At 59.7% G+C, this 23424-nt stretch carries 24 protein-coding genes and 2 pseudogenes; 13 read left to right on the top strand and 13 right to left on the bottom strand.

The window, feature by feature from the left end:
* Positions 1-194: 194 nt before the first annotated feature.
* The 3 genes from ACZ9BX_RS28120 to ACZ9BX_RS28110 all read left to right on the top strand — a co-directional run bounded on the left by ACZ9BX_RS28120 (position 195) and on the right by ACZ9BX_RS28110 (position 1584).
* Positions 195-677, top strand: a complete 483-nt coding sequence (locus ACZ9BX_RS28120; RefSeq protein ID WP_476221457.1) for an Hsp20 family protein — start codon at positions 195-197, stop codon at positions 675-677.
* A gap of 83 nt (positions 678-760) precedes the next feature.
* Positions 761-1270, top strand: coding sequence for an Hsp20/alpha crystallin family protein (locus tag ACZ9BX_RS28115; RefSeq protein ID WP_476221456.1), 510 nt, complete (start codon positions 761-763; stop codon positions 1268-1270).
* 92 nt (positions 1271-1362) lie between these two features.
* Complete coding sequence (locus tag ACZ9BX_RS28110; protein ID WP_027513926.1) at positions 1363-1584, top strand: hypothetical protein; 222 nt, start codon at positions 1363-1365, stop codon at positions 1582-1584.
* A 348-nt stretch (positions 1585-1932) separates the two neighbouring features.
* Here ACZ9BX_RS28110 and ligD read toward each other — a convergent pair whose 3' ends face one another.
* The 3 genes and pseudogenes from ligD to ACZ9BX_RS28095 all read right to left on the bottom strand — a co-directional run.
* The gene (gene ligD / locus ACZ9BX_RS28105; protein WP_476221454.1) at positions 1933-4575 is read right to left on the bottom strand and encodes a DNA ligase D; all 2643 of its coding nucleotides are present in this window, start codon (positions 4573-4575) and stop codon (positions 1933-1935) included.
* A 146-nt stretch (positions 4576-4721) separates the two neighbouring features.
* Entirely contained in the window at positions 4722-5033 is a 312-nt protein-coding gene (locus ACZ9BX_RS28100) for a DUF982 domain-containing protein (protein ID WP_476221453.1), read from the bottom strand.
* A gap of 89 nt (positions 5034-5122) precedes the next feature.
* Positions 5123-5941: pseudogene (locus ACZ9BX_RS28095) on the bottom strand (hypothetical protein); the annotation flags it as partial.
* Positions 5942-6212: 271 nt separating this feature from the next.
* On the opposite strand from ACZ9BX_RS28095, the gene ACZ9BX_RS28090 reads away from it, so the two are divergent.
* From ACZ9BX_RS28090 to ACZ9BX_RS28075, 4 genes are all read left to right on the top strand, one after another.
* Positions 6213-6656, top strand: a complete 444-nt coding sequence (locus tag ACZ9BX_RS28090; protein WP_476221452.1) for a hypothetical protein — start codon at positions 6213-6215, stop codon at positions 6654-6656.
* Between the two features lie 149 nt (positions 6657-6805).
* On the top strand, positions 6806-6985 hold the full coding sequence (locus ACZ9BX_RS28085; RefSeq protein ID WP_476221450.1) for a hypothetical protein: 180 nt from the start codon (positions 6806-6808) through the stop codon (positions 6983-6985).
* 474 nt (positions 6986-7459) lie between these two features.
* Positions 7460-7750: a DUF1236 domain-containing protein gene (locus tag ACZ9BX_RS28080; protein ID WP_476221448.1), complete on the top strand. Its 291-nt coding sequence runs from the start codon at positions 7460-7462 to the stop codon at positions 7748-7750.
* Between the two features lie 170 nt (positions 7751-7920).
* Entirely contained in the window at positions 7921-8502 is a 582-nt protein-coding gene (locus tag ACZ9BX_RS28075; protein ID WP_476221447.1) for an SDR family NAD(P)-dependent oxidoreductase, read from the top strand.
* Between the two features lie 91 nt (positions 8503-8593).
* Here the strand turns inward: ACZ9BX_RS28075 and ACZ9BX_RS28070 are convergent, their stop codons facing one another.
* Complete coding sequence (locus ACZ9BX_RS28070) at positions 8594-9010, bottom strand: UPF0158 family protein (protein ID WP_476221446.1); 417 nt, start codon at positions 9008-9010, stop codon at positions 8594-8596.
* A 394-nt stretch (positions 9011-9404) separates the two neighbouring features.
* On the opposite strand from ACZ9BX_RS28070, the gene ACZ9BX_RS28065 reads away from it, so the two are divergent.
* The gene (locus ACZ9BX_RS28065) at positions 9405-10484 is read left to right on the top strand and encodes a nucleotidyltransferase family protein (protein WP_476223068.1); all 1080 of its coding nucleotides are present in this window, start codon (positions 9405-9407) and stop codon (positions 10482-10484) included.
* A 356-nt stretch (positions 10485-10840) separates the two neighbouring features.
* A complete protein-coding gene (locus ACZ9BX_RS28060) occupies positions 10841-10981 on the top strand; it encodes a hypothetical protein (protein ID WP_476221445.1) in 141 nt (46 codons plus the stop codon).
* A gap of 97 nt (positions 10982-11078) precedes the next feature.
* On the opposite strand, the gene ACZ9BX_RS28055 is transcribed toward ACZ9BX_RS28060, so the two are convergent.
* The gene (locus tag ACZ9BX_RS28055; RefSeq protein WP_476221444.1) at positions 11079-11570 is read right to left on the bottom strand and encodes a cupin; all 492 of its coding nucleotides are present in this window, start codon (positions 11568-11570) and stop codon (positions 11079-11081) included.
* A gap of 136 nt (positions 11571-11706) precedes the next feature.
* On the opposite strand from ACZ9BX_RS28055, the gene ACZ9BX_RS28050 reads away from it, so the two are divergent.
* Entirely contained in the window at positions 11707-12267 is a 561-nt protein-coding gene (locus tag ACZ9BX_RS28050; RefSeq protein ID WP_476223067.1) for a DJ-1/PfpI/YhbO family deglycase/protease, read from the top strand.
* 49 nt (positions 12268-12316) lie between these two features.
* On the opposite strand, the gene ACZ9BX_RS28045 is transcribed toward ACZ9BX_RS28050, so the two are convergent.
* From ACZ9BX_RS28045 to ACZ9BX_RS28020, 6 genes are all read right to left on the bottom strand, one after another.
* Positions 12317-13366 (bottom strand): DNA topoisomerase IB, encoded by a 1050-nt coding sequence (locus ACZ9BX_RS28045; protein ID WP_476221443.1) that lies wholly within the window; start codon positions 13364-13366, stop codon positions 12317-12319.
* Between the two features lie 16 nt (positions 13367-13382).
* Positions 13383-15536, bottom strand: coding sequence for a glycogen debranching protein GlgX (gene glgX / locus ACZ9BX_RS28040; RefSeq protein ID WP_476221441.1), 2154 nt, complete (start codon positions 15534-15536; stop codon positions 13383-13385).
* Between the two features lie 77 nt (positions 15537-15613).
* On the bottom strand, positions 15614-16408 hold the full coding sequence (locus tag ACZ9BX_RS28035; RefSeq protein WP_027511190.1) for an SDR family NAD(P)-dependent oxidoreductase: 795 nt from the start codon (positions 16406-16408) through the stop codon (positions 15614-15616).
* Positions 16409-16530: 122 nt separating this feature from the next.
* Entirely contained in the window at positions 16531-17736 is a 1206-nt protein-coding gene (pcaF, locus tag ACZ9BX_RS28030; protein ID WP_476221438.1) for a 3-oxoadipyl-CoA thiolase, read from the bottom strand.
* Between the two features lie 10 nt (positions 17737-17746).
* On the bottom strand, positions 17747-18451 hold the full coding sequence (locus tag ACZ9BX_RS28025) for a 3-oxoacid CoA-transferase subunit B (protein WP_476221436.1): 705 nt from the start codon (positions 18449-18451) through the stop codon (positions 17747-17749).
* Positions 18448-19155: a 3-oxoacid CoA-transferase subunit A gene (locus ACZ9BX_RS28020; protein WP_027511187.1), complete on the bottom strand. Its 708-nt coding sequence runs from the start codon at positions 19153-19155 to the stop codon at positions 18448-18450. The genes ACZ9BX_RS28025 and ACZ9BX_RS28020 overlap by 4 nt, the downstream gene beginning before the upstream one ends.
* A 154-nt stretch (positions 19156-19309) precedes the next feature.
* On the opposite strand from ACZ9BX_RS28020, the gene ACZ9BX_RS28015 reads away from it, so the two are divergent.
* Complete coding sequence (locus ACZ9BX_RS28015; RefSeq protein WP_476221434.1) at positions 19310-20065, top strand: IclR family transcriptional regulator; 756 nt, start codon at positions 19310-19312, stop codon at positions 20063-20065.
* Between the two features lie 37 nt (positions 20066-20102).
* On the opposite strand, the gene ACZ9BX_RS28010 is transcribed toward ACZ9BX_RS28015, so the two are convergent.
* Positions 20103-20984: a helix-turn-helix domain-containing protein gene (locus ACZ9BX_RS28010; RefSeq protein ID WP_476221433.1), complete on the bottom strand. Its 882-nt coding sequence runs from the start codon at positions 20982-20984 to the stop codon at positions 20103-20105.
* Between the two features lie 111 nt (positions 20985-21095).
* Here ACZ9BX_RS28010 and pobA point away from each other — a divergent pair, with 111 nt between their 5' ends.
* Together pobA and ACZ9BX_RS28000 are read left to right on the top strand one after the other, a co-directional pair.
* The gene (gene pobA, locus ACZ9BX_RS28005) at positions 21096-22268 is read left to right on the top strand and encodes a 4-hydroxybenzoate 3-monooxygenase (protein ID WP_476221432.1); all 1173 of its coding nucleotides are present in this window, start codon (positions 21096-21098) and stop codon (positions 22266-22268) included.
* A 50-nt stretch (positions 22269-22318) separates the two neighbouring features.
* Positions 22319-22762: a GNAT family N-acetyltransferase gene (locus ACZ9BX_RS28000; RefSeq protein ID WP_476221430.1), complete on the top strand. Its 444-nt coding sequence runs from the start codon at positions 22319-22321 to the stop codon at positions 22760-22762.
* Positions 22763-22995: 233 nt separating this feature from the next.
* On the opposite strand, the pseudogene ACZ9BX_RS27995 reads toward ACZ9BX_RS28000, so the two are convergent.
* Positions 22996-23400: pseudogene (locus tag ACZ9BX_RS27995) on the bottom strand (type IV secretory system conjugative DNA transfer family protein); the annotation flags it as partial.
* Positions 23401-23424: the final 24 nt, after the last annotated feature.

Here is a 23424-nt window from a genome sequence, read left to right as displayed (position 1 = left end):
CCTCTATCGAGCACATCGACCACTACATTTTTAGCACTCTCATACCTGGAGTGCCAATTTTTTGTCTTTGCGCCCTTGAACCTCGAATTTCCGCAACCAAATCAGTTTTGTCAGCCGCCAATACGGGGCTGAGTGTTGGAGACGCGAGTTTCCAAGGCGTCTCCACTCCATGTTGCTTTACGGAGGATATGGCTATGAGAAACGACTTCGACTTCGCTCCCCTTTACCGGTCCAGCATCGGCTTCGACCGCGTCTTCAATCTCCTTAATGCGCAGCGGTTCCAGGCCGTCGATACCTGGCCGCCCTACGATATCGTCAAGGCAGGCGAGGACGACTACCGCATCACCATGGCTGTCGCAGGTTTCGGCGAGGACGATCTGTCGGTCACGCACGAGCGAAACGTACTGGTCATTGCCGGCACGAAGGCCGAGAAGGAGGACGCGCAATATCTGCATCACGGTATCGCCGGCCGATCGTTCGAACGGCGCTTCGAGCTTGCCGACCACGTCAAGGTACTTGGTGCGAGCCTGAAGAACGGCCTTCTGTCGGTCGAACTGAAACGCGAGATCCCCGAAGAGATGAAGCCGCGGCGCATCGCGATCGGTACAGGCGAGAGCCAGCAGGTTGAAGAGCAGATTGCATCACTTCAGATCGAAGGCGAAAAGCAGGTGGCTTGATCAACCCTTGATCAGCCAACGTGATCAAACAAGATGACGGCCGGCGCCGGCCTTACTCCGGCGCGGCCGGTATGGAGGTTGAGATGAGTGTAGTCCGTGATCTTATTCCGTGGGGCCGCAGCAACAGTCCGGTCCCGACAGGCTATGCAGGCAGAGACCAGCATCCGTTCCTTGCGCTTCACCGCGAGATGAACAGGCTGTTCGACGACGTCTTCCGCGGCTTCGAGGGCCGCTTTCCGACAGTCGGATCCGGTTTCATGTTCGAAACCGCCTGGCCGAAGATCGAAGTCGCGGAGACGGATAAGGACATCCGGATCCTCGCCGAAATCCCGGGATTGGACGAGAAGGATATCGAACTTCTGATCGACAACGGCATCCTGACGATCCGCGGCGAAAAGCGCGCCGACAACGAGGATAAGGACCGGCAGTTCTCCGAGCGGTTCTATGGCCGCTTCGAGCGGCGCCTTTCACTCAACAGCGAGGTGCAGGAAGACAAGATCGACGCGTCCTTCAAGAACGGCGTCCTGGCGATCACCCTGCCACGCTCCGAAACGGCGCAATCGCGTGCCAAGCGCATCACGATCACGAGCTAGGGATGAATCGTCGCGCTTGTGCGCAGCAGCAGCGAGTGTATTGCCGCGCTGCCGTCAACTCCATGAAGTTCCAAAAGTGAGAGGTCGTTGATATGACGCTATCTTCAGGAGAAATAAGGGCGATCGTCGGCCCGGTCGATGAGGTCATGCTTGCAGACATCTTGGCGACAGGTGCTTCGGCAAAAGAGCTTGCCGAAGCCTGGGCTTGGGTCAACGCCGACGAAGCGCTGACGAATGAAGGCCGCCCATTGCCGACGGGACGGATTGCGCGGCTCATTGACCTGCTTGATCCCCGCCAAGAGAATGACCTGTGAAGCCCGTCCATCATTTCTGTCCCGTACTGGCCGGCGGCAACGACATGCAACACCCATCGAACGACGTGCGCGGGCTTACTTGGCCAGAGGCATAGGTGGAAGCGAGCTCCGGCAAAGCGCAGTCGGCTTGGCAGCAAGGACGGTAAGGTCTCTCGGCTATCTTTTCCTGACATGCCGTTGCCGCTTCCGAAATAATAGATCTGGTACTCGGGAAAGTCGGTTATTCCGCGTTCGCTGCTCCGTCATGTCGCGCAGTGGCGCAAGGACCTGCAGGTAAATCGCGCCATCTTGGGATGGGTGGCGACGCGAACCGCCAACTGCCAATTCGGCGTCCATGGTTCTTCGCCCTCATGCGGCAACCCTTGCCTTGCCGAGACGTTTGATCGCCTGCTCCAGCGGCCGCTGGCCATTGCAGTAGTCTTCCCAGGCGGAAGACTTCGACAGTAGCGCCGGCACGGTGCGGATGGTGAAGCGCTTCGCGTCGAGGCCGGATTTGACCTGCGTCCATGTCAGCGGCATCGAGACGGTGGCACCCGGCCGGGCACGCGGTGACAAGGGTGCGACCGCCGTCGCCATGCGGTCATTGCGCAAATAATCGAGGAAGATGCGGCCGTCCCTCAGGCTCTTCGTCATCTTGATCAGATAGAGCTCGGGATTGTCGGAGGCCATCTGCTGGCAGACGGCTTGCGCAAACCTTTTCGCCTCCGCCCAGGAGAGCGGCTTGCGCTTGCTGACCGCCAGCGGAGTGACAACGTGCAGTCCCTTGCCGCCAGTGGTCTTGCAGAAACTGATTAGGCCGAATTCCGCAAGCCTGTCCCGCATCTCGCGGGCCGCTGCAACGACTGCGGAGAAGGCTACGTCCGGACCAGGATCGAGGTCGAAGACGAGCCGTCCCGGCACTTCCGGGTGATCCGCTTCGCAGTTCCAGGGATGCAGCTCGACCGCGCCGGCCTGCGCGACGGCTGCGAGGCCCTCGACGCGGTCGATCTGCAGATAGGGCTTCTTATCGCCGAACACCTTCACCAGTTCGAGAAGGTTCGACGTGCCGGGCATCGCGTGGCGCTGGAAGAACTGCTCGCCACCGATCCCGTCGGGTGCGCGGATAATAGAGCAGGGCCGTCCCCTGATATGCTCTATCATCCAGGACCCGACGGCTTCGTAGTAGCGGGCAAGCTTTTCCTTGGTGACGGGTTCCCCGTCATTGGCATCCGGCCAAAGCGGCTTGTCCGGGTTGGAGATCAGCACCCCCATCACGTGCGGTTTAACACCCTTCCGCCGCGCTGTCCTCTCCGCCGTAGTTGTCGGCGCTGGCTCAGGAACGTCTGCCTCCGAGGGCTTCGCCGGCCGTTCGGCCTCGACCTCCCTAGCTGGCTTGTCCGCCCGCAGTCCCTTGAAGGCGGCCTGCCGCACAAGGCCGTCGGCGGTCCAGCCTGCGAATTCGATTTCCGCCACGAGCTCGGGCTTCAGCCACGTGACCTCCGCCTCCTTCTTCGGCGCGCCGATGCCGGCGAAGGGCGATTTCGTCCTCTCGAGCGCCTTCAACCTCGGAAGCAGCGTTTCCACCTTCTTCGCCCCAAACCCGGTGCCGACGCGACCGACATAGACAAAGTGGTCGTCGTGGTAGACACCGACCAACAGGGACCTGAACCTGCCATTGGTCTTGGCATAAGCGCCGATCACCACCTCGTGGCCGACCCGGCATTTGGATTTGGCCCATGTTGCCCTTCGGCCGGATTGGTACGGCGCGTCCACCTGCTTCGAGATGATGCCTTCCAGCGACAGCTTGCAGGCGGATCGAAGGACCGCGTCGCCTCCGGTCTCGAAGTACTCGACGAAACGGATGCGCGGATCGTTGCCGGCATCGGACAAGAGGTTCTGGAGCCGCACCTTGCGATCGACGAGTGGCAGGGATCGCAAATCATTGCCGCCATCGTAAAGAAGATCGAATGCGAAGTAGACGAGATTGCCGGTCTTGCCCTCCGACAGCGCCGCCTGCAGGGCAGCAAAATCGGGCGCACCATTTTCGCCGAGGGCGCAGATCTCACCATCGATAATCGAGTCCGGCAGCGCAGATGCCGCCTCGGCGATTTCGCGATATCTCGCTGTCCAGTCGAGGCCCTTGCGGGTCTTAAGTGTCGCGTCGCCATCCAGCACTCGCATCTGGATCCGATAGCCATCGAACTTTATCTCGTGAATCCAACCAGCGCCTGCCGGAGGACGCTCCAGGGTCTGGCAGAGCTGCGGCACGATGAAGTCAGGCAGGTCGACAGGAGTGACCGACGTCTTGCCGGCTCGCACATCGGATTTTCGCTCTTCGGCGGCCAGCCCTTGATGGCTGTCCCAGACCGCGTCAGCCTGTACATTGCCTCCCACGACGATGAATGGTTTGGGCTTGCGCCCTTTGCCAGCGGCGATCATCTCCATTGTTCGGCCGGAGGCGACCGATGTGTCATTCTCCTCCAGGATCGCCGCGCCGTCCTCCTCGACCGAAAACGCGTCATGGTGCTTGATCAGCAGCCAGTTGTTTCGCTTGCCACGTTCGCGATCATCGCCCATGCGCACCAGCACGAAACCGCCGTTCAGCCGTTTGCCTTCCAGGGTGAACTTGAAATCGCCCTTTGCCAGAGCTTGCTTCGGGTTCTTTTGTCCTTCCGGTTTCCAATAGCCGCGGTCCCATAGCATCACGGTACCGCCGCCATACTGACCCTTCGGGATCGTCCCTTCGAAATCGCCATAATCCAACGGATGGTCCTCCACCTCGACCGCCAACCGCTTGTCATGCGGGTCGAGGGATGGGCCCTTCGTGACAGCCCAGGATTTGAAAACGCCATCGAGCTCGAGCCGCAGATCGTAGTGAAGCCGTGTCGCGTCATGTTTTTGGATGACGAAACGATGGCGATTGCTGTGCGCAATGGGCCTTTCACCGGCCGGCTCAGCCGTTTTTCGGAAATCGCGCTTCGATCGATAGGTCGATAGTTTGTCACTGGCCATGGTCGTTCCCGGAAGTAGCATCCATATCGGAATGCTGGCTGGCAGCTGGAAGTTCCACGATGGCGCTCCTCCACGCGCCCTTCGGAAACAACGAAAGCTCATGCAAGTCTCGCCTCCTTGGAGGCGAGACCGTCGTTGATGCACAGCTAGATGACAGCTACGCGTGCTGGCCGGCGCGGATGGAAGGTGGGCTTTCTCCTGCACGGCGCCATGACGGCAGGCATGCCGGCTTCGAGACAAGCCGCGACGAATGCCTCGCGCGCGATCACGGCGGGAATGGTCCCGCTGAGAGCGCCGCGGCACGTCTTCACTGCTCGTTGATGGCGCTCACCGTGACGCAGCGGCCATTCGTTTTCGAGAAAATCCGGGGCGTCGTAGACACCTGTGAAAGTACGGTCCAATCCGCACTGCAGCCGGATCCTCACCGGCCTTGTCCATGGAACATCGTTCAGCGGCATCTCGTCCTCCTTTCCATGCCGCCAATGATCCTGACGGATGATATTGTGGGCGGTCGCCAACTGTTCAAGATCAGCCACCCAGCGGAAATCGTCGTCGCACCCTTTCGCGCTTCACGCGATCTCGCTGCTCGTCTGGCCAGCCTCAACGCCTCGATCATCGGAAGCCACCATTCGCGGCCTTCCGCCTTAGCCTCTTTCATCGGCCAGGCGCGAACCAGTTCCTCCAAGGTTTCTCGATCGACGAGTTGGCCAGTTGTTTCCGTGAAGACGACAATCCCATAGGAGGTACCGACCCGGCGCCCCAGCGGCGACAGGTCATTGTATGTAAGCGGATAGCGGCGGCGCTTCCCTCGGCCGACCGCAGCTTGCTGCGCCTCTCCTCCTCGGTTCCATTGCGCTCCTCGGCGCGGCGGCGCCTCTCCTCCGGCTCGTTCCTGCGAGCGGCGGCTTCAATGTCTGGCCACCGGCGCCGGGGTTCTTCGTATGAGCGGTACGGGACGTGCCATATCCGGAGGTCGCCGTCCCATCGAGCGTAGGGAACCTCTTGAAACTCGTCGACCACGGCCTTCGAATAGGGCGTGTGTATACGGAAAGCGGCCTTGCCGAGCTCGAGGTAAGGGCTGTCGATAGGATCGAAGTCGAAGGCGTCACGGCCCTTGGCATCCGCATGCGCGTCGGCCTCAGCTTCGTTCTCGGCCAGCCACCGCCCAATGCGGCGGGCTGCAGTCCTGCCGGGGACGAACCACGCCTTGCGGGCATCGCTCCAGCGCGCTCGCGGGAACCGCCTGCGGAACTCGTCTACGATCATCCGATCGTAGGGGAAAGGTGATCTCCGCGCCGGGCTTGGCGGCGCATTCTTCGGACGGAGGTCTCGGCTCGTTGCTCGGGTGGTCCTGGTGCTTGCTCATCGATGTAAAACGTGAGGTGGCGGCATCGGTTTCCTAGGCTTCCGGAGACCATCCTGAGGAGAGTGCACAGCCCCATCGCGCGTGCCAAAGTGAACTAGCTGCATTTCAAAAGTGCTGACGTGCTTGCGTACAGAAAGAGCCGCGCCAGGATCGGGCAACGGAAGCGGCGCCCACAGCCCGCATAACGCAGTGCCTCGCCGAGCCACAATGTACTTCCTTGTGAACAACCGGCCAGTTCACGCGTTCCTTTAGAGGGGCGAAGGAGCTCTCGATGTCATACGGATCGCTGAGTACTTTTGCTGAAACCTGGTGCCGGTACAGCCCGGACACCGAGATTCTCGAGGCCGCTCATAATCTGGTGGACCAGTACCTCGCGTTCTCGGAGGAAGAACAAGTAGGTAACGACTTAGTCGACGAAATCGAGCTGCCAGTCCCGAAGCCTGTTCTGATCAAGTCGTTTGTCCTCGTCATTGCCGCCGAGCACCGTCCGCATATCAGGACTCTTCTGATCAAAGCCGGAATGACGCTTGCCCAATATTGCGACAACCTCGGCCCACGGATCAGGCTAAAGCCCACAACGCCACATGGTAGGCCGCCGGCAGCACAATCACGAGAATGCGAGCGCCGTCTCCAAAAGAAGCTTCCGGCGGTCGCTGCAGAACGGATCGACCTTGCCGCATTCTATCGCCGCGCCTTTATCGAGGCCATGCACTGATATCGAGGCCATGCACTGATGCGAATGCCGTAGGTGTCCGGAGAGCGGGACCGCTGTTCCCTCTCGATTGTTTCAGCAGCACTTAAGGATTTGAAATCACCATAGAAATTTCCAGAAGGCGCCCAAAAATCTGGCGCCCAGCAGCCGTCGTGCTGCAGCGGCTGATGAACGTCGATCAGACACGGTTCACGAACAAAAGCCTGCGGACGGTGCAGATGGCGGTGAAAGCCTGGCGTCAGGAGTCGGCCCTTGAGATCCTCAATGGCGACTGGATGGTGATCACGCCGGCTCTTCCACCCGCCAAATCGTTTGGTAACATTCTTCGGTGAGGCAATAGGGGGCAGTTCCTCCCTTCGCTTGACATTACCACCGCATCCGATGAGCGGACGATCCGAAACCCTTCACCGCAGCTGTCATCACCAGCAGCTGACGAACGACCGCCAATTGGGAATCGCCAGAGCCGCGCGTGCCACCCGACTGATTGTGGCCGCAAAGCAGACCCGCCTATGTGCACGCTTTTCTACGCCAGGACCCACTCGCATTTGAAACGGCTTTACATTGTCCACCGATTGGGACGCAGATCGAATCTGCAAGTTTGGATATGGAGGGCGCGCGGCCAGACGGGAGTGAAAGATAATCGGGAATGGCAGTAAAACGGCAACGAAAATCCCCGCGGAAACGACGCTATTGCGGCCGCCGTTCCCCCTACTCCCCTCATGCCATAGCAGCCCCATTCCGCGCGGCGGAGGAACCGTATCCCAGCCGGCAGCGTTTACCAGACACCGAAATTCCTGGAGGATAACATGAAAAAACTGGTCATCTCCGCCGTGTCGCTGTTCCTGTCGGTCGGCGGAGCGGCCGTCGCGCAGACAGCAACGGTCATCGTTCCCGGCGAGGTCAGAACCTATGTTCTTGAGCAGCAGCAATCACCATCGGTCACGTTTGAAGGTGATGTTGCGGTCGGCACGGTGCTTCCTGACACGGTCGAGATCCAAACGATCCCCGATCAGCCCGATTACGGCTACGTCGTCGTCAACAAAAAGCGCGTGCTCGTCAATCCGCAGACCCGCGCGGTGATCGAGGTCGTCCAATAACTTGAAAGCACCGCGGGCCTGCAATGCAGGCCCGCAATTCCTCGCCTATCACTTCACCTTCGCGCAAGGTCACAGACCACGTCCTGCCGCTGTTGAAAGGCGTCTCGCGGGCTGACTCTTTTCCAGGGTCTCGATCGTCTTTGCTATATCGTCGTGAAGGAGCAAAACGAATGAGCCTCAAGGATAAGAATATCGTCGTTACTGGTGGAAGTCGTGGCCTCGGCCTCGGCCTCGTCGAGGCGCTTGTGGATCAGGAGGCCAGAGTCACGGTGGTGGCGCGGCAATCCCATGTGCTCGAGACCGTCCGAAGGCGGCTGGGCGTTTCGACAATCGCCGCAGATGTGAGGGACGAGACGGCCGCTCACCGCATTCTGCATCGCAGAGACTTGCCGACCATCATCGCCGGCGACTTCAACGCTGCGCCGGATGCCGCGAGCATACGCTATCTGACGGGCCGGCATTCGCTGGGCGGTCGTAGCGTCGTTTACCACGATGCCTGGGCCGTGGCTGGCGAAGGTTCGGGCGACACTTGGACGGTCGACAACCCAAATGCGCTTGCCGGCGCTGAGCAGATCATCAGGCAGCCTGGTTACCGGCGCCGCATTGACTACGTTTTCGTAGGCTCTTGGGATGCTCATCCTAAAGCACATGCCGTCATTCAATCCGCAGCGCTTGCGTTCAACAAGCCGATTGACGGCGTCTGGGCCAGCGATCACTTCGTGGTCGATGTCGAAGTTGGGCTCGATGCCTGAGCATCTGATATCAAAAAGGTTGCTGAGGCTACTGTTCCTTGGGAGCCCGTCACCAGAACGATCCTGACGCCAGACACTTGATACTTCAACGTCAGCCGCTGACTTCGATGTCGTTATCCTCGCACCAGGTCCTTAAAGCGTCTTCCGTGGCTTCTTGCTCGAAGGCGTACCACCGATCGATGGCGTGCCTGTGCTCCAACAGGTCCTTGAAGCGGGCATAGGCACCCGCCCGGCTGAAGATCTCCCGAACCTTATCGTAATCGTCGGGCAAGTGGTGCCGCGCGAACTTCAGCACCAGCCGCTTGCCGAGATCGAGTTCTCTCTTCTCCGGAATGGGGACGTACTTCTCGCCGTCCTCGACGTCAGGCAGTTCTTCGACATCGTCCGCCCAGTCCGAATGCAAGTAGATCTTGCCCGTCTCCTTGCACAGATAAGCCGTGTTTTCGCCGGCTCCCATGGAGCTCACGAATTCGAATGCATTCAGAAGCTCGCTGAAGTCCACCGCCATTCCCGTCCTCCCGCTCACGAGCCTGTCGTCGCGGTATTTAACTCGATCCCAAATCGGGCGCAAATGTGGGAGCCTCCTGCACTTACAAAGGAGACTGCTTGCGCCGTTAGGTCGAAAACGAGCGACGCAATTTCAGGTTAGAGCTTCAATTGAAATCGGGAGGTAAGCTGACATAGAGCAGGCCGTTATAATGTTTCTGCCGGAACATTATAATTGGCGATCGATTGACCGAAGGGCAGGAGAGTTATAATGTTTTTGTCAGAACATTATAACGGATGGATGCCCTCGAGCAAAAAACGATTTCTTCGAAAGAAGGCAGTCTAGATTCGATAAGGCAATGGCCGATCTCAAGGCCGAGCAAGAGGCCGCGGCAGCTGCGAGGGAACAACAAGGCATGAAGCAGATCGACATCACATACCGCACGATGTTCGCAGAGCTGGCGCAGCGCTCGCTCGATGCGCAGTTTCAGGCGGACTTCCCCCTTGAAGGCCGTTTCGTCACGGTTCCGGTTAAGGGCAAGAACTACTGGTATTTCGATCTCCCTACTCCCGAAGGCGACAAGCGGCGCTATGTCGGCCCGCATAGCGACAGGGAGATCACGGCGCGGGTGAACGCCCACAAGGAGATCAAGGACGACCTCCGCGAGCGACGCCGCCTCGTCGGCGTCCTCAAGCGCAGCGGCGGACTGGATGGACCAGATGCCTTCGCGGGCGATATCACGAAAGCTCTTGCCGAAGCTGGCTTGTTTCGGCTGCGGGCGGTTCTGATCGGATCGGTGGCTTTCAGCTGCTACGCTGGACTGCTCGGTGTTCGTCTGCCATCGACTGCGATGCAGACGGGCGATGCGGATTTCGCACAGGATTTCGCGATCAGCTCGGAGGTCGGAGACAGCCTGCCTCCGGTGCTGGACGTCCTCCAGTCGGTCGATCCGTCATTCCGTGCGGTCCCACACCAGGCGGACAAGGCGAAGGTCGCCGCATTCGTGAATGGCAAGGGATACCGAGTGGAATTCCTGACGGGCAACCGGGGATCGGACGAACATACGGGCAAACCGTCGCCAATGCCCGCCCTCGGCGGTGCGTCGGCGGAAAACCTGCGGTTCCTCGATTACCTGATCTACGAGCCTGTGAGGACAGTCCTGTTGCATCGGGAAGGCGTGAGCGTAACTATCCCGGCTCCCGAACGGTATGCCGTCCATAAGCTCATCGTGGCTTCAAGACGGCTCACAGACGCGCTCGGGCGGGCAAAGCGGGACAAGGACCTCCTGCAAGCGTCGCTGCTCTCGCAGGCGCTCGTGGAGACGCGACAGAGCGATCTTCTTGCCGATGCCTATGTGGAGGCATGGGATCGTGGGAAATCGTGGCAGGAGGGCGTTATCGCGGGGCTGGCAGCCATGCCTGACAAAGGCAAGGCGGCACTGGCGGCAGCCATGGGCATTCCGGCCGAAGAATTGGGGCAGGGAAAGGCGACATGACGACGGTAATCGTGCCGATGGACTTCCCCGCTCGCGAGCCTCTGATTGACTAGGATTCCCGTGCAGTCGTGAAACGGGCAATCAAAAGGCCCCGAAAGGCATGTCTTGATTGTGTGTGCTAAGCTGCCCTCTCCCGTCTCGACAATCAATCGCGCGCGCTCGTAAAGGTCATCAAAGGTGACGATCTCCCGGTCGGAGCAAGTTTCCTTCGAAAACGTTCCAAACATCCGAATTTGCGCTCATTCCCGCCGTGTTCGGTCTCGAACTCGTTAAGGCGGCCGCAAATAACGAAGGATCGGGGTTCGGTCGTGTAGATAGTTTCTCCTGTCGGTTCGCCGTCCTGGGCCACTCAGGTCATGACCACGAGCCGTCTGTTCCAGCTTTCCGTCACCAAGCGGCCCGAAGTCTACGAGGCTGAGGGAGTAAACCAGAATCCATCGGTTCCGCACGATGAAGCGCTGCCACAGCCCTTCCGGGACCTTTCCCGTGCTGGGTGACGCATAGCTTTAGCACAGATCCTATTTGCAATTTATATGCATCACCCTCGGTCTTTTAATCACAGTCTCGGCGGCCGACCTGAAAAGTTCCAGTATTTCAGCGCCAAAGTGCAATAAGTCCGCCATTTCCGCCGGTAACCGGATCGGTTCGTGGCGCGGAGAGGTCTCGGATACGCCTCAATTGTTCCGGCGTTGCCGCTTCACGACAGAGATCGTAGTCGCTCCCGGGCGGATAGGCGCCGATCACCAGGAAATCGCTGCTTGCGGAAAGGCGACAATGGCCGGTTCCCGCGGGCAATATCGCAGCATCGCCAGCATGAACTTCGATCTCAAGGCCTGTCGGTCCACCAAGCATCAACGTCGCGCTGCCAGCGGCAAAACCCAGGGCCTCATGGGTTTTCGAATGATAGTGATGAAACGGATAGACGCCGTTCCGCCACATATTGCCCCAGCCGTTTCGTCTGAACAGGCCTTCAAAACCCTCCGCGAGATTCCCATCCTTCAGCACGCCTCGATAAAACAACAGCGGAAACGCCGGATTGTTCGGAACGAATTCGCTAGGCTCAAGCCGGATTGCTTCGGGTTCCATCTGTTCGCCTCCTCATCCGCTACAACGATAACCGCTTCGGCCTTTAGCGGTTCCGCTTGCTATCTCGGAACCACGGCGCTTGGCGTAGTTCTGCCTAGGGATCCCGAGTTCAACAGAAGAAGGAAAGGACATGTCCATGCCTTCCATCAACTCTGCGAAAATTCTTATCCTAGCGACCGACGGCTACGAGCGCTCTGAGCTGCGGGTACCGCACGAGGAGCTAAAAAAGCGCGGGGCCACGGTCAAGATTGCCTCCATCAAGGAGGGAAGCATTAAGAGCTGGCACAAGGGCGATTGGGGCGACAGCATCGGCGTCGACCTGCAGGCGAAGGACGTGAAGGTCGACGATTTCGATGCCATCGTCCTGCCCGGCGGCCAGATCAATCCTGACAAGCTGCGCGCCGACGAGAACGCCATGCGCGTCGTTCGCGAGTTCGTGAAATCCGGCAAGGTTGTGGCCGCCATATGCCATGCACCATGGCTGCTTATCGAAGCCGATGCGTTGCGCGGCCGACAGGCAACCTCGTACCACTCAATCAAGACTGACGTAAAGAACGCCGGCGCCACCTGGAAAGATGAAAAGGTAGTAACCGACCAGGGCATCATTACCTCCCGTTCGCCGGACGATCTGGACGCATTCGTCACGAAGGTCGTCGAAGAGATCGAGGAAGGCCGCCACGAGAAGCGAGCCGCTTGATAGGACCTCCTGTTATCTTGAGCCCGCGCGCCCCCTGTGCGGGCGTTTTTTATGAGGCTTTACGTACAGCCGCCTCTGCTGCCCGCCGATCGCGGGAAAGGAAATCAAGCAGCCGGTTTTCTTCCGCCCGCAACCCCCACAGCGGCACAACCAGCGGGAACGTGCCCTCGCCTTCCGGACAGACACGGTCCTTGTCGGCAAGAGCAATGATCGAGGGGTGAATATAGCTTGAGCGCGAGATGGCGGGCGTGTTATGCAACACTGCGGCTGACGCCTCCGCCATATCCTTCACGGTCGGGCGCTTTCCGCCTTCGAATGCGCTCCGCGCAACGGCGAAGGCCGCGAGCGAACCGGCCCACGTCCGAAAGGTTTTCGCGGTGATCGCAGTACCGGAAATTTCCGCCAGATAACTGTTCAATCGTCCGGATTCGATCAGCTTCAACGTACCGGTCTCATCCTTCCAAACGAAAAGCTGGCGGCCGGGGAGGTCGGCGATCTCTTCCAGCATCTTTTGCAGCCGGGGATGCCGGAGGCAGCGCCGAACACGCTTTCCGCCCTTGGAACGAAACTTCAGCTCGATCCGGCCCTCCGTTAGCGTGATGTGCCGCTTCAAAAGCGTCGTTGCGCCATAAGTGCCATTTTCCTTAAGATAGGCTTGGTTACCGACGCGAAGATGTGCTTGGTCGAGCAATGTCGTCAGAGCCGCAAGAACGCCACGGACATCTTCCGTGCCGGTCTCAAGATCGCGCTGCACCTGCCGCCGTATCCTAGGCAAAGCCTGGGCGAAACCGATCAGCTGATCGAATTTTGCGATGCTGCGAAAGGACTGCCAATCATTGTGATAGCGATATTGCTTTCGTCCGCGCGCGTCAAAACCTGTCGCCTGCAGGTGGCCGTTTTCGTTCAGACATATCCAGACGTTTTCGTATGCGGGAGGCAATCCAAGTGCGGCGATACGGTGCTTCTGCTGCGGCTCCCTGACCAGCGAACCGTCTGGCAGCCGGTAACAGAAGCCCCTGCCCTTTTTCTGCCTGCGGATACCGGGTTCGGTATCGCTTACATAGACCAGGCCAACTTCACGTAGGTCTTCCGCATTCATCGCTTTGTTTCGATTGTTATCTGTTCTTGCGACCGAAGTGGAACCATCGCGGACCTTCGGTCTTCGTGGCCTTCTTTGGCGGTTCTGTGGCACCTTTCGGCGCAAAAACGGCAATACTTTCGCGGTAGACCATCACAGGGTTTTCCGGATCGAATGCCGTAAAGGGATCGTCGGCTCCAGTCTCGACGACCCGTTGCCAGGACTTGATGCCGTTCACCCCCGGAAGCGTCACCTCACAATCCCCACCAGCATTGAACACCATGAAGAGGCCGTCCATCTTTTCCGCGTCCGATGTGTGAACACTCCGGGACACGTAAACACTGAGCACCCGCAATTCGTTGTCATTCCACGCGCCGTCGTCCATGAAATGGCCATCCGGCTTGTACCAGGCGACTTCAATCCGTCCGTCCTCTGCGGTTTCGCCTGTCAGGAAGCGCTCCTGCCGAAGCTCCGGCTGCGCCTTGCGGAAAGCGATCATCGTCTGGCAGAAGGTTAGAAACGGATCGTCGAGCCCGTTCCAGTCGATCCAGCCAATCTCGTTGTCCTGGCAATAGGCATTGTTGTTGCCGCCCTGGCTGTTGCCCACCTCGTCGCCTGCAAGGATCATAGGCACGCCCTGGCTGAGCAGCAGCGTGGCCATCATGTTGCGCCGCCGTCTACGGCGCGCGTCATTGATACCGGCGTCGTCGGTTGCGCCCTCCGCACCCATATTGTCCGAGTGATTGTCGGAGTGGCCGTCCCGATTGTCCTCGCCGTTCGCTTCATTGTGCTTGCCGTCAAAGGAGACCGTGTCCATCAATGTGAAGCCGTCATGAGCCGCAAGAAGATTAATGGATGATGTCGAGCCGCGGTCAGAATGGTTGAACTGCCGCGCCGAGCCGGTGACGCGCTCCGCCATCTCCGACACCAGTCCGCCATCGCCTTTCCAAAAGCGGCGAACATCGTCACGGAACTTGTCGTTCCATTCACGAAAGGGGTGCGGAAATCCGCCGACTTGATAACCGCCTTCGCCGACATCCCACGGCTCGGCGATCAGTTTCACACCAGCAAGCATCGGATCCTGCCGGATCGCGCTGAAAAAGATACCCTGGCGGTCGAATTCCATATCCTGACGGCCGAGCGTGCTCGCGAGATCGAAGCGGAAGCCGTCGATATGCATCGCGCCGACCCAGTAGCGCAGGCTGTCCAGCACCATACGCATGACCATTGGATTGGCGACATTCAGCGTGTTGCCGGTACCTGTCGTGTCGAAGGTGTGACGAGGATCGTCCGGCGAGAGGATGTAGTAGCTCGCATTGTCGAGGCCACGAAAGGAAAGCGTCGGACCCTTTTCGCTGCCTTCAGCCGTGTGGTTATAGACCACATCCATGATCACCTCGATGCCGGAGGCATGGAACTTCTTCACCATGGTCTTGAATTCGGTGATCTTGTCGGTCGACATATAGCGCGATTGCGGTGCGAAGAAGCCGAGCGTCTGGTAGCCCCAGTAATTGGTGAGGCGCTTTTCCTCCAGATACCGGTCGTTCGGAAAATACTGGATCGGCAGCAATTCGACGGCCGAAATGCCAAGCTTCGTCAGATGGTCGATAATCGGATCGCTGCACATGCCGAGAAACGTGCCGCGTAATTTATTTGGCACCTTCGGATGCGTCATCGTCATGCCGCGCACATGCGTCTCATAGATGACCGTTTCCGTCCACGGGCGGCGGATCGCCTCATCGCCGTCCCAGTCGAAATCCGGATCCTGCACCATGCCTTTCACCATGAAAGGCGCGCTGTCACGCTCGTCGAAGGAGAGATCGTCCTTGCCAATCGTGTAGCCGTAGAGCGCATCGTTCCATTTGAGATCGCCAACAACCTGCTTGGCATAGGGATCGAGTAGAAGCTTGTTGGGATTGAAACGATGCCCGTTTTTTGGATCATAGGGCCCGCTTGCGCGATAGCCGTAGACGGCGCCCGGCTTCAGCCCGCCAATATAGCCTGACCAGATATCGCCCTCGCGCTTAGGCAACGGCATGCGTGCCATTTCCGTCCTGCCGTCGTCGGAAAAGAGACATAGGTCGACCTGCTCGGCGTGAGCGGAATAGACAGCGAAATGCGTACCAGTCCCGGTATATTCAGCGCCGAGTTCCGGCTTCATGAAATCGAGTTCGGAAAAGGAAAAACTCATAGTGTCTCCGCTTGGTGGATGGCCAAGCGGGAAACGTTACCGCAGTGCGAAAGTTCCCTGGATCGGCTCTAAGGGTGCTACGGCATCAACTGGCCGCCGTTCACCTCGATGATCTGGCCGGTGATGTAGCCTGAAAGCGTCGGCGAAGCGAGGAACAGATAGGCCCCGACGCAGTCTTCCGGTGTGCCGACGAAACCCATCGGAATGGTCCTGCGCTGCATCTCCATCTGTTCGTCATTGGTGTAGCGCTCGTGAAACGGCGTCGCGATGACGCCCGGCGCCACGGCATTGACGCGGATACGGTCGGCCACGAACTCCTTGGCATGGCCCCGCGTGATAGTCGAGACGAAGCCCTTGGAGGCGGCATAAAGGATCGCACCGTTGCCGCCGCCGTTTCGCGCGGCGATCGAGGTCGTATTGATGATGAAGCCGCCCTGCTTCTTCAGCCACGGATGCGCGGCACGTGTTGCAGCGAGGACTGAGCGCGCGTTCAGGTCCATAACCTTGGCATAATGCTCGTCAGTATATTCAGCGGTCGGTCTGCGGCCAAGCATGCCGCCGGCATTGTTGATCAGGCCGTCGAGATGGCCGAAGGTCTTAGCGGTTTCCTCGACAACGCGTTCAGTCTCGCCTTCCCGTGAGACATCGCCCTGCACCAGATGCACGGTGGCACCGGTCGCCTTGATCTCATCGGCGAGCAATTCGGCCGGCTCGCGGCTCGCATTATAGTGGACGCCAACTTTCATGCCCTGCGCTGCGAATGCACGCGCCAGAGCCGCACCGATGCCGGTCGATGCGCCGGTAATCAGCACCGCCTTGCCGTTCAGGTCAGGTATTTTGATGGACGCGAGTGATTGAGCAAGATCCGTCATGGCGAAAACAGCCTCCGAAAACCAATGAAATAGATAGTGAAATGGATTTGACGAGAGTCTTATCAGGCGGAATCTAGAATGGACAATGCACGAAAGAGAGAGCCGGCGGGTGCCTGGCGCCGTCAGACTCTTGCGAGGGCTATTGCAACCCCCTGGCCGACGCCGATGCACATCATCGAGAGCGAATAGCGCCCGCCCGTTTCGATAAGTTCCAGCGCAGCCGTTCCGGTAATGCGCGCGCCCGACATGCCAAGCGGATGGCCAAGCGCGATGGCGCCGCCATTGCGGTTGACGCGCGGATCGTCATCAGCAATCGCGAGTTCCCGCAGCACTGCCAGCCCCTGCGAAGCGAAAGCTTCGTTCAGTTCGATGACATCGAATTGATCCTTGGTCATGCCGAGCCGTGCCATCAGCTTGCGCGACGCCGGAACTGGTCCGATACCCATGACGCGCGGCGGCACGCCGGCGGCCGCACCGCCCAGGATACGGGCGATCGGCCTCAGACTATATTTCCTCGCCGCCGCCTCCGAAGCAATGATCAGTGCCGCAGCGCCATCGTTGACGCCTGAGGCATTGCCGGCTGTGACCGTACCGCCTTCCTTCTTGAAGGGCGTTCCGAGCTTCGCCAGCGCTTCCATCGTCGTTGCGCGCGGATGCTCGTCCTTCTCGACCACCACGGGATCGCCCTTGCGCTGCGGGATCACGACTGGGATAATTTCCTTTGCCAGCCGGCCGTTTGCCTGAGCGGCAGCGGCCCTCACCTGCGAGCGCAGCGCGAAGGCATCCTGGTCCTCGCGGTTGACCGTGTAATCTTCCGCAACGTTCTCGCCGGTCTCCGGCATGGAGTCGACGCCGTATTGCTTCTTCATCACGGGATTGATGAAGCGCCACCCGATCGTCGTATCGTAGATTTCGGCATTGCGCGAAAAGGCTGTGTCCGCCTTCGGCATCACGAAGGGCGCACGCGACATGCTCTCCACGCCGCCGGCGATCATCAGTTCCGCCTCGCCGGCGCGAATGGCGCGCGCGGCGGTGATCACCGCATCCATGCCTGAGCCGCAAAGCCGGTTGATCGTCGTACCCGGGACTGACACCGGCAGACCGGCAAGCAGTAGCGACATGCGTGCCACATTGCGGTTGTCCTCGCCCGCCTGGTTGGCACAGCCGAAGATGACGTCGTCGACGGCTTCCCAATCGACCGAAGCGTTGCGCTCCATCAGTGCTTTCAGAGGTACCGTTCCGAGATCGTCCACGCGCACCGACGACAACGAGCCGCCGAAGCGCCCGATCGGTGTGCGGATGTAGTCGCAGATATAGGCTTCGGTCATGGTCTCTTCCTCAAAGCTCCGGCACGAGAAGGTCGGCAACAGGGCCGTCCGTATCGAGCGGCGCGCCGGTCATGGCCTGCAGTTCCGCCATTGAGATAGCCGTCAGCTTCTCGCGCAGCACGAAACGGCTCTTCACAATGTCAACGACGGCATGGCTCGTATAGACGCGCGTGATGCAACCGACGCCGGTCAGCGGGAAAGTGCATCTTTCGACCAGTTTCGGCTCACCGTTCTTGGTGACGTGTTCGGTAATGACAAAGACCTGCTTGGCGCCGTGTACGAGATCCATGGCGCCGCCGACCGCCGGCACACCCTTGCTGCCCACGCGCCAGTTGGCCAGATCGCCGTTCTGCGCAACCTGGTAAGCGCCGAGGATGGCGACGTCGAGATGGCCGCCGCGCACCATGGCAAAACTGTCGGCGTGGTGGAAGAAGGAAGCGCCGGGCTTCAGCGTCACAGGCCTCTTGCCGGCGTTGATCAGGTCCCAGTCCTCTTCGCCGGCCGGCGGCGCCTCGCCGAAGTTCAGGATGCCGTTTTCCGTATGGAAGATCGCCTGCCGGCCCGGCGGCTGGTAGCGGGCGACCATTTCGGGAAAGCCGATGCCGAGGTTCACATAGGCGCCGTCGGCGATGTCCTGAGCCGCGCGCCAGGCGATCTGGGCATTGGAAAGCTTAACATCTTCGCGCGTGTCGAGGGGGCGGGTATCGATGGTCATGCGTAGGCCACTCCGGCTCGAACGAGCTCTTCTTCCTGCTGCGGATTGGATATTTCGACGACGCGGTCGATGAAGATGCCAGGCGTAACGACATGTTCGGGATCGATGCCGCCCGCCGGCACGATCTTCGAGACCTGCACGATCGTCTTTGCAGCCGCCATGCACATCAGCGGGTTAAAGTTGCGGCCGGCCTTGTTATAGGTGAGGTTGCCGTGCGCGTCGCCGACATGCGCCTTCACGATCGCGAAATCGGCCTTCAGCCAGCGCTCCTGAACATAGTGCCTGCCATCGAACTCGGCGATCACCTTGCCTTCGCCAAGCTCGGTGCCATAGCCCGTCGGCGTGTAGAAAGCAGGAATACCGGCGCCGCCAGCGCGGATGCGTTCGGCAAGTGTTCCCTGCGGCACGAGTTCCAGCTCGATCTCCCCGGCAAGATATCTTTCCGTGAAGGCGCGCGGATCCGAGGAACGCGGAAAAGAGCAGATCATCTTCCGCACCATGCCGGCGTCGATCATCGCAGCGATGCCGATCCGGCCGTTGCCGGCGTTATTGTTGATGACGGTAAGGTCCTTCGGCCCCTTGTCGATCAAGGCGTGGATAAGCTCGATCGGCGCACCTGATCCGCCGAAACCGCCGATCATGACGGTGGCGCCGTGACTGATTTCGGAGACAGCTTCCGCCGCGTTCCTGATTGCCTTGTCCATGCGGGATCTCTCCTTGCCGGATGTGGTGGGGTACGTTCCTCCACGCCTCCATGAACACGAATAGGGCGAGACAAAATCGGCGGCAAGGCATTTTGTGCGATATTTGACATTTGTTCGTATAGCGCACAGTGTGGCACTTTGATTGGAGGTCAGAATGCGGGAAACGGATTTCGTCAGCGGCTTTGCCCGCGGCTTGAAAGTCATCGAGGTCTTCGGCGAGATGCACCAGCGCCTGTCGATCGCAGAGGTTTCAAAGCTCGCCGGTCTTGACCGCGCCACTGTCCGCCGCTCGCTGCTGACGCTCGCAGAACTCGGCTATGCGGATTACGACGGCAAGTTCTTCACATTGACGCCGAAGATCCTGCGCCTCGGCCATGCCTATCTCTCGGCAACACCGCTGCCCGTGCAGATCCAGCCGCATCTCGACCAATTGTCCGACAAGGCCGGGCAGAGCGCCTCTGCCTCGGTTCTCGACGGCACCGAGATCGTCTATATCGCCCGCGCCTCGCAGCGCCGCGTCATGTCGATCAATCTGATGCCCGGCAGCCGCCTGCCCGCCTATTGCGCCTCGATGGGCCGCGTGCTGCTCGCGGCGCTACCGGAAAGCGAAGCCCGTGCTATCCTTGGCCGGACGGCGTTGAGGCAGAACACGCCGAACACCAAGACGGAACCGGAAGAACTGATTGCGGAATTCCGCCGCGTCCGCTCGCAAGGCTATGCCATTATCGATCAGGAGCTTGAAATCGGCCTTTGCTCCATCGCCGTTCCGGTCGAAAACGATCGAGGCCAGACGGTTGCAGCCATCAACATCGGGGCGCCGGCAGCCCACGCCCCTGCATCGGAAATGGCCGAGTGCTATCTGCCGCTTTTGCGGGAGACGCAAAGGGCCTTGCGGCTGGTTTTGCGATAGCGGTGCGGCGATCCCTCCCCCGCAAGCACAAGCGGAATCATACGCCGAGCCTTGTTCGCTCGGCCATGCGCCATGCGCGCGGCGTCTCGCCCGTTTGCTTCAGAAAAAAGCGCGAGAAGTAGGCTGGGTCGCCAAAACCCAACCGGTAGCCGATCTCCTGTACGCTGCCGCACGTGAAGACCAGTTCGCGCTTTGCCTCGTCCGTCAGCTTGCGGGCGATGAGTTCGTGCATGCTATGTCCCGTTGAAGCCTTGACGATGCGGTTCAGATGCGTCGGCGAGATGCCGAGCTCGCGAGCGTAGAAGGCGGCCGGCCTATGTCCCCTTAGGTGCTGCTGAATCAGGCCCCTTAGGACCTCCATGCGCCGGCTATTCTCATCGGCCGCTTCACTTTCGGCACCTTCTGAAATCCGAGCCGTCAGTTGCAGTGCCGAAGTCACATAGGCATCCAGCAGATCGTTCCGGCCGCTTCGCCGGCATGAAAATTCTTCTCCCAACCGCGTCAGCGTCTGCGCCACGTAAGCGGCATCCTCGTTTTGCATATCGAGCTCAGTCAGGTGCGGTTCGGCCAGCCATTCCCCGAGACGACTGCGATCGCCAGGTGTGGCTTTCAGATGAGAGGCGAGCACCGTGATAACAAAGCCGTCGATATCTTTCGAAAAGCGGAAGCCGTGCTTCAGGCCCGGCGGTACGGTGATCACGGTGCGCGGATGGATTGCATGCTGCTCCTGGCCGAAGATCGCATCTCCCGATCCGGCATCGATGTACAAGATCTGAAGGAAGTTTTCATGCCGATGTAGCCGGATTTCCCAGTGATGGAGGCTACTGCGCGATGGAATTGTCTCGCAATGCAGCCAGAAATCCGGCTTTTTGCCGGTACTCTCGCCATAAAGCTCATAGGTTGGAACGAATTTCGTCATCGCGCGCAAATCCCTCTATGTTCGATTTGTTCAATTTCTCGCGTGAAATGTCCATTGCCGCGGCCGCGCGCGAAGAGGAGAATTTGGCGAAAGACAGTGCGGGGAGGAAACATGCGCACGCAGGTCGCGATCGTCGGTTCCGGGCCAGCCGGGCTCCTGCTCGGCCAGCTTTTGACAGAGGCCGGCGTTGAAAACGTCATCTTGGATCGTGTCGGGAAGGAGTACATTCTTGGACGCGTCCGGGCCGGCGTCTTAGAGGAAGGCACGGTTGGCCTTATGGACCAGGCGAAATCCGGCGCTCGAATGCATGCCGAGGGGTTGCCGCATGACGGCTTCTCGCTTGCTTTCGACGGCCGCGATCACCGCATCGATCTCTTTGGGCTTACCGGAGGCAAGCGTGTCATGGTCTACGGCCAGACGGAACTCACGCATGACCTGATGGATCATCGCGAAAAAAGCGGCGCCTTGACGATCTACGATGCGGCCGACGTCCAGCCGCATGAATTCGACGGCCAGTTGCCTTACGTCACCTATGACAAGGGCGGCATCACGCATCGCATCGATTGCGATTTCATCGCCGGCTGTGACGGCTTCCACGGTGCATGCCGCAAGGCGGTGCCGGAAAGATCAATCCGCACTTTCGAGAAGGTTTATCCCTTCGGTTGGCTCGGCATCCTTGCCGATGTTGCACCCGTCAGCCATGAGCTGATCTATGCCAACCATCCGCGCGGCTTCGCGCTCTGTTCGATGCGCTCGCAGACCCGCAGCCGCTATTACATCCAGTGTCCCTTTGACGAGAAGATCGAGGACTGGAGCGATGACCGTTTCTGGGACGAGCTGCGCCGCCGCCTCCCAGCTCATCATGCCGAAAAGATGATCACCGCGCCGTCTTTCGAGAAATCGATCGCGCCTCTCCGCTCCTTCGTTGCCGAGCCTATGCGTTTCGGCCGTCTCTTCCTCGTCGGCGACGCCGCCCATATCGTGCCCCCGACGGGCGCCAAGGGCCTCAACCTCGCCGCCAGCGACGTGCACTACCTTTTCAGCGGCCTTATCGAGCACTATCAGGATCGCTCGAACAATGGCATCGATGCCTATTCCGACCGCGCGCTCTCACGAGTCTGGAAAGCCGTCCGCTTCTCCTGGTGGATGACGATGATGATGCACCGGTTCCCCGATACCAGCGATTTCGACCAGAAGATCCAGGAGGCTGAACTCGACTATCTGACGCATTCCCGGGCAGCTGCGACTGGGCTTGCGGAGAACTATGTGGGGCTTCCCTACTAGCCAAACCGTTTCGCTTTCAATCGAATGGCCGTTGTGCGAGCATCGCGCCCATGGAACCTGTCGATATTCCGATCCTCGAGATCATCACCGATCATCCCAGCAGTGAACATTGCGCCGCCATCACCAGGACGCTGCGTGAATACAATGATGCCAACGTCGGGGACATCCAGGACAAGCCCGATTTTGCGATTCTCGATCGCGATCCGCACACCCGGGATGTTCTCGGCGGGCTCTATGCGGTCGACGGCTACGGCTGGGCTTTCATTAAGTATCTCGCGATTCCTGCAGCCTACCGCGGCACAGGCATCGGCACACGCTTGATGGTCGAGGCGGAAACCATCGCCCGGGAGCGCGGATGTATCGGCGTCTGGCTCGATACATTCGAATTTCAGGCAAGGCCGTTCTACGAGAAACTCGGTTACGAAGTCTTCGGGCAACTGGAAAGCGGGCCGGGAGCGATTGCGCGCTACTTCCTGAAGAAGCGCTTCGCTTGAATTGACCCGAGCGGTGTTTGGGTGTCCTGATCATCTTCGTGCAGACAGGAGCACGCGCGCCGCAAGGCAGCCAGGCTAATTGTCAGCGGCAAAGGACCGGTCGCGCACCAGTCACCCCTTCACCTGGGCTGGACGGCTGGCAGTCCTGGAGCCGTTTGCGGCCTACATGACGCGGCTGGATCCGGCGATAGAGTCTCCGGAAACGCCGATATTCGGCAAGTCGCGGCGGAGATAGACGCGCCATATCCGATAACGATCTGTTCATCCTTTCGCATCGACTGCGTGATCTCGTGCGGCATGATCAGCGGCCTTCGCTGAAAATTCACGCTCTCCGATTGGCGCGACCCCATGGCAGAACGGCTCCAGCCGACATTGCGCGACCTGCCCTTTACCTCGACGGTCATTTCCCCGCATTGGGCCGAGACACTGCGAGCCGTGTCGAGTGCCTTGACTGCGGCATAGGAGGCAAAGGCGCGGCCGTCGATCCATGAGGTCGCTCCGTCCTTGCCGAAATGCCGTTCCAACTGTCCGACCGACTGGCACATGAGCATCAGCGTGATCCCGTGTTTGCGGCCGCGGCCGCGCGCCTCTTCCAGCATGCGCATGCAGCCGAGCAGCTCGACCTCATCGAGCATGAACGGCGTCGATCCCCTCGACTGGCT

The organism is Rhizobium sp. USDA 3886 (genome assembly GCF_056279785.1).
Note: the sequence above shows the minus strand (reverse complement) of the source record. Positions and strands in the feature narration are given on the sequence as shown.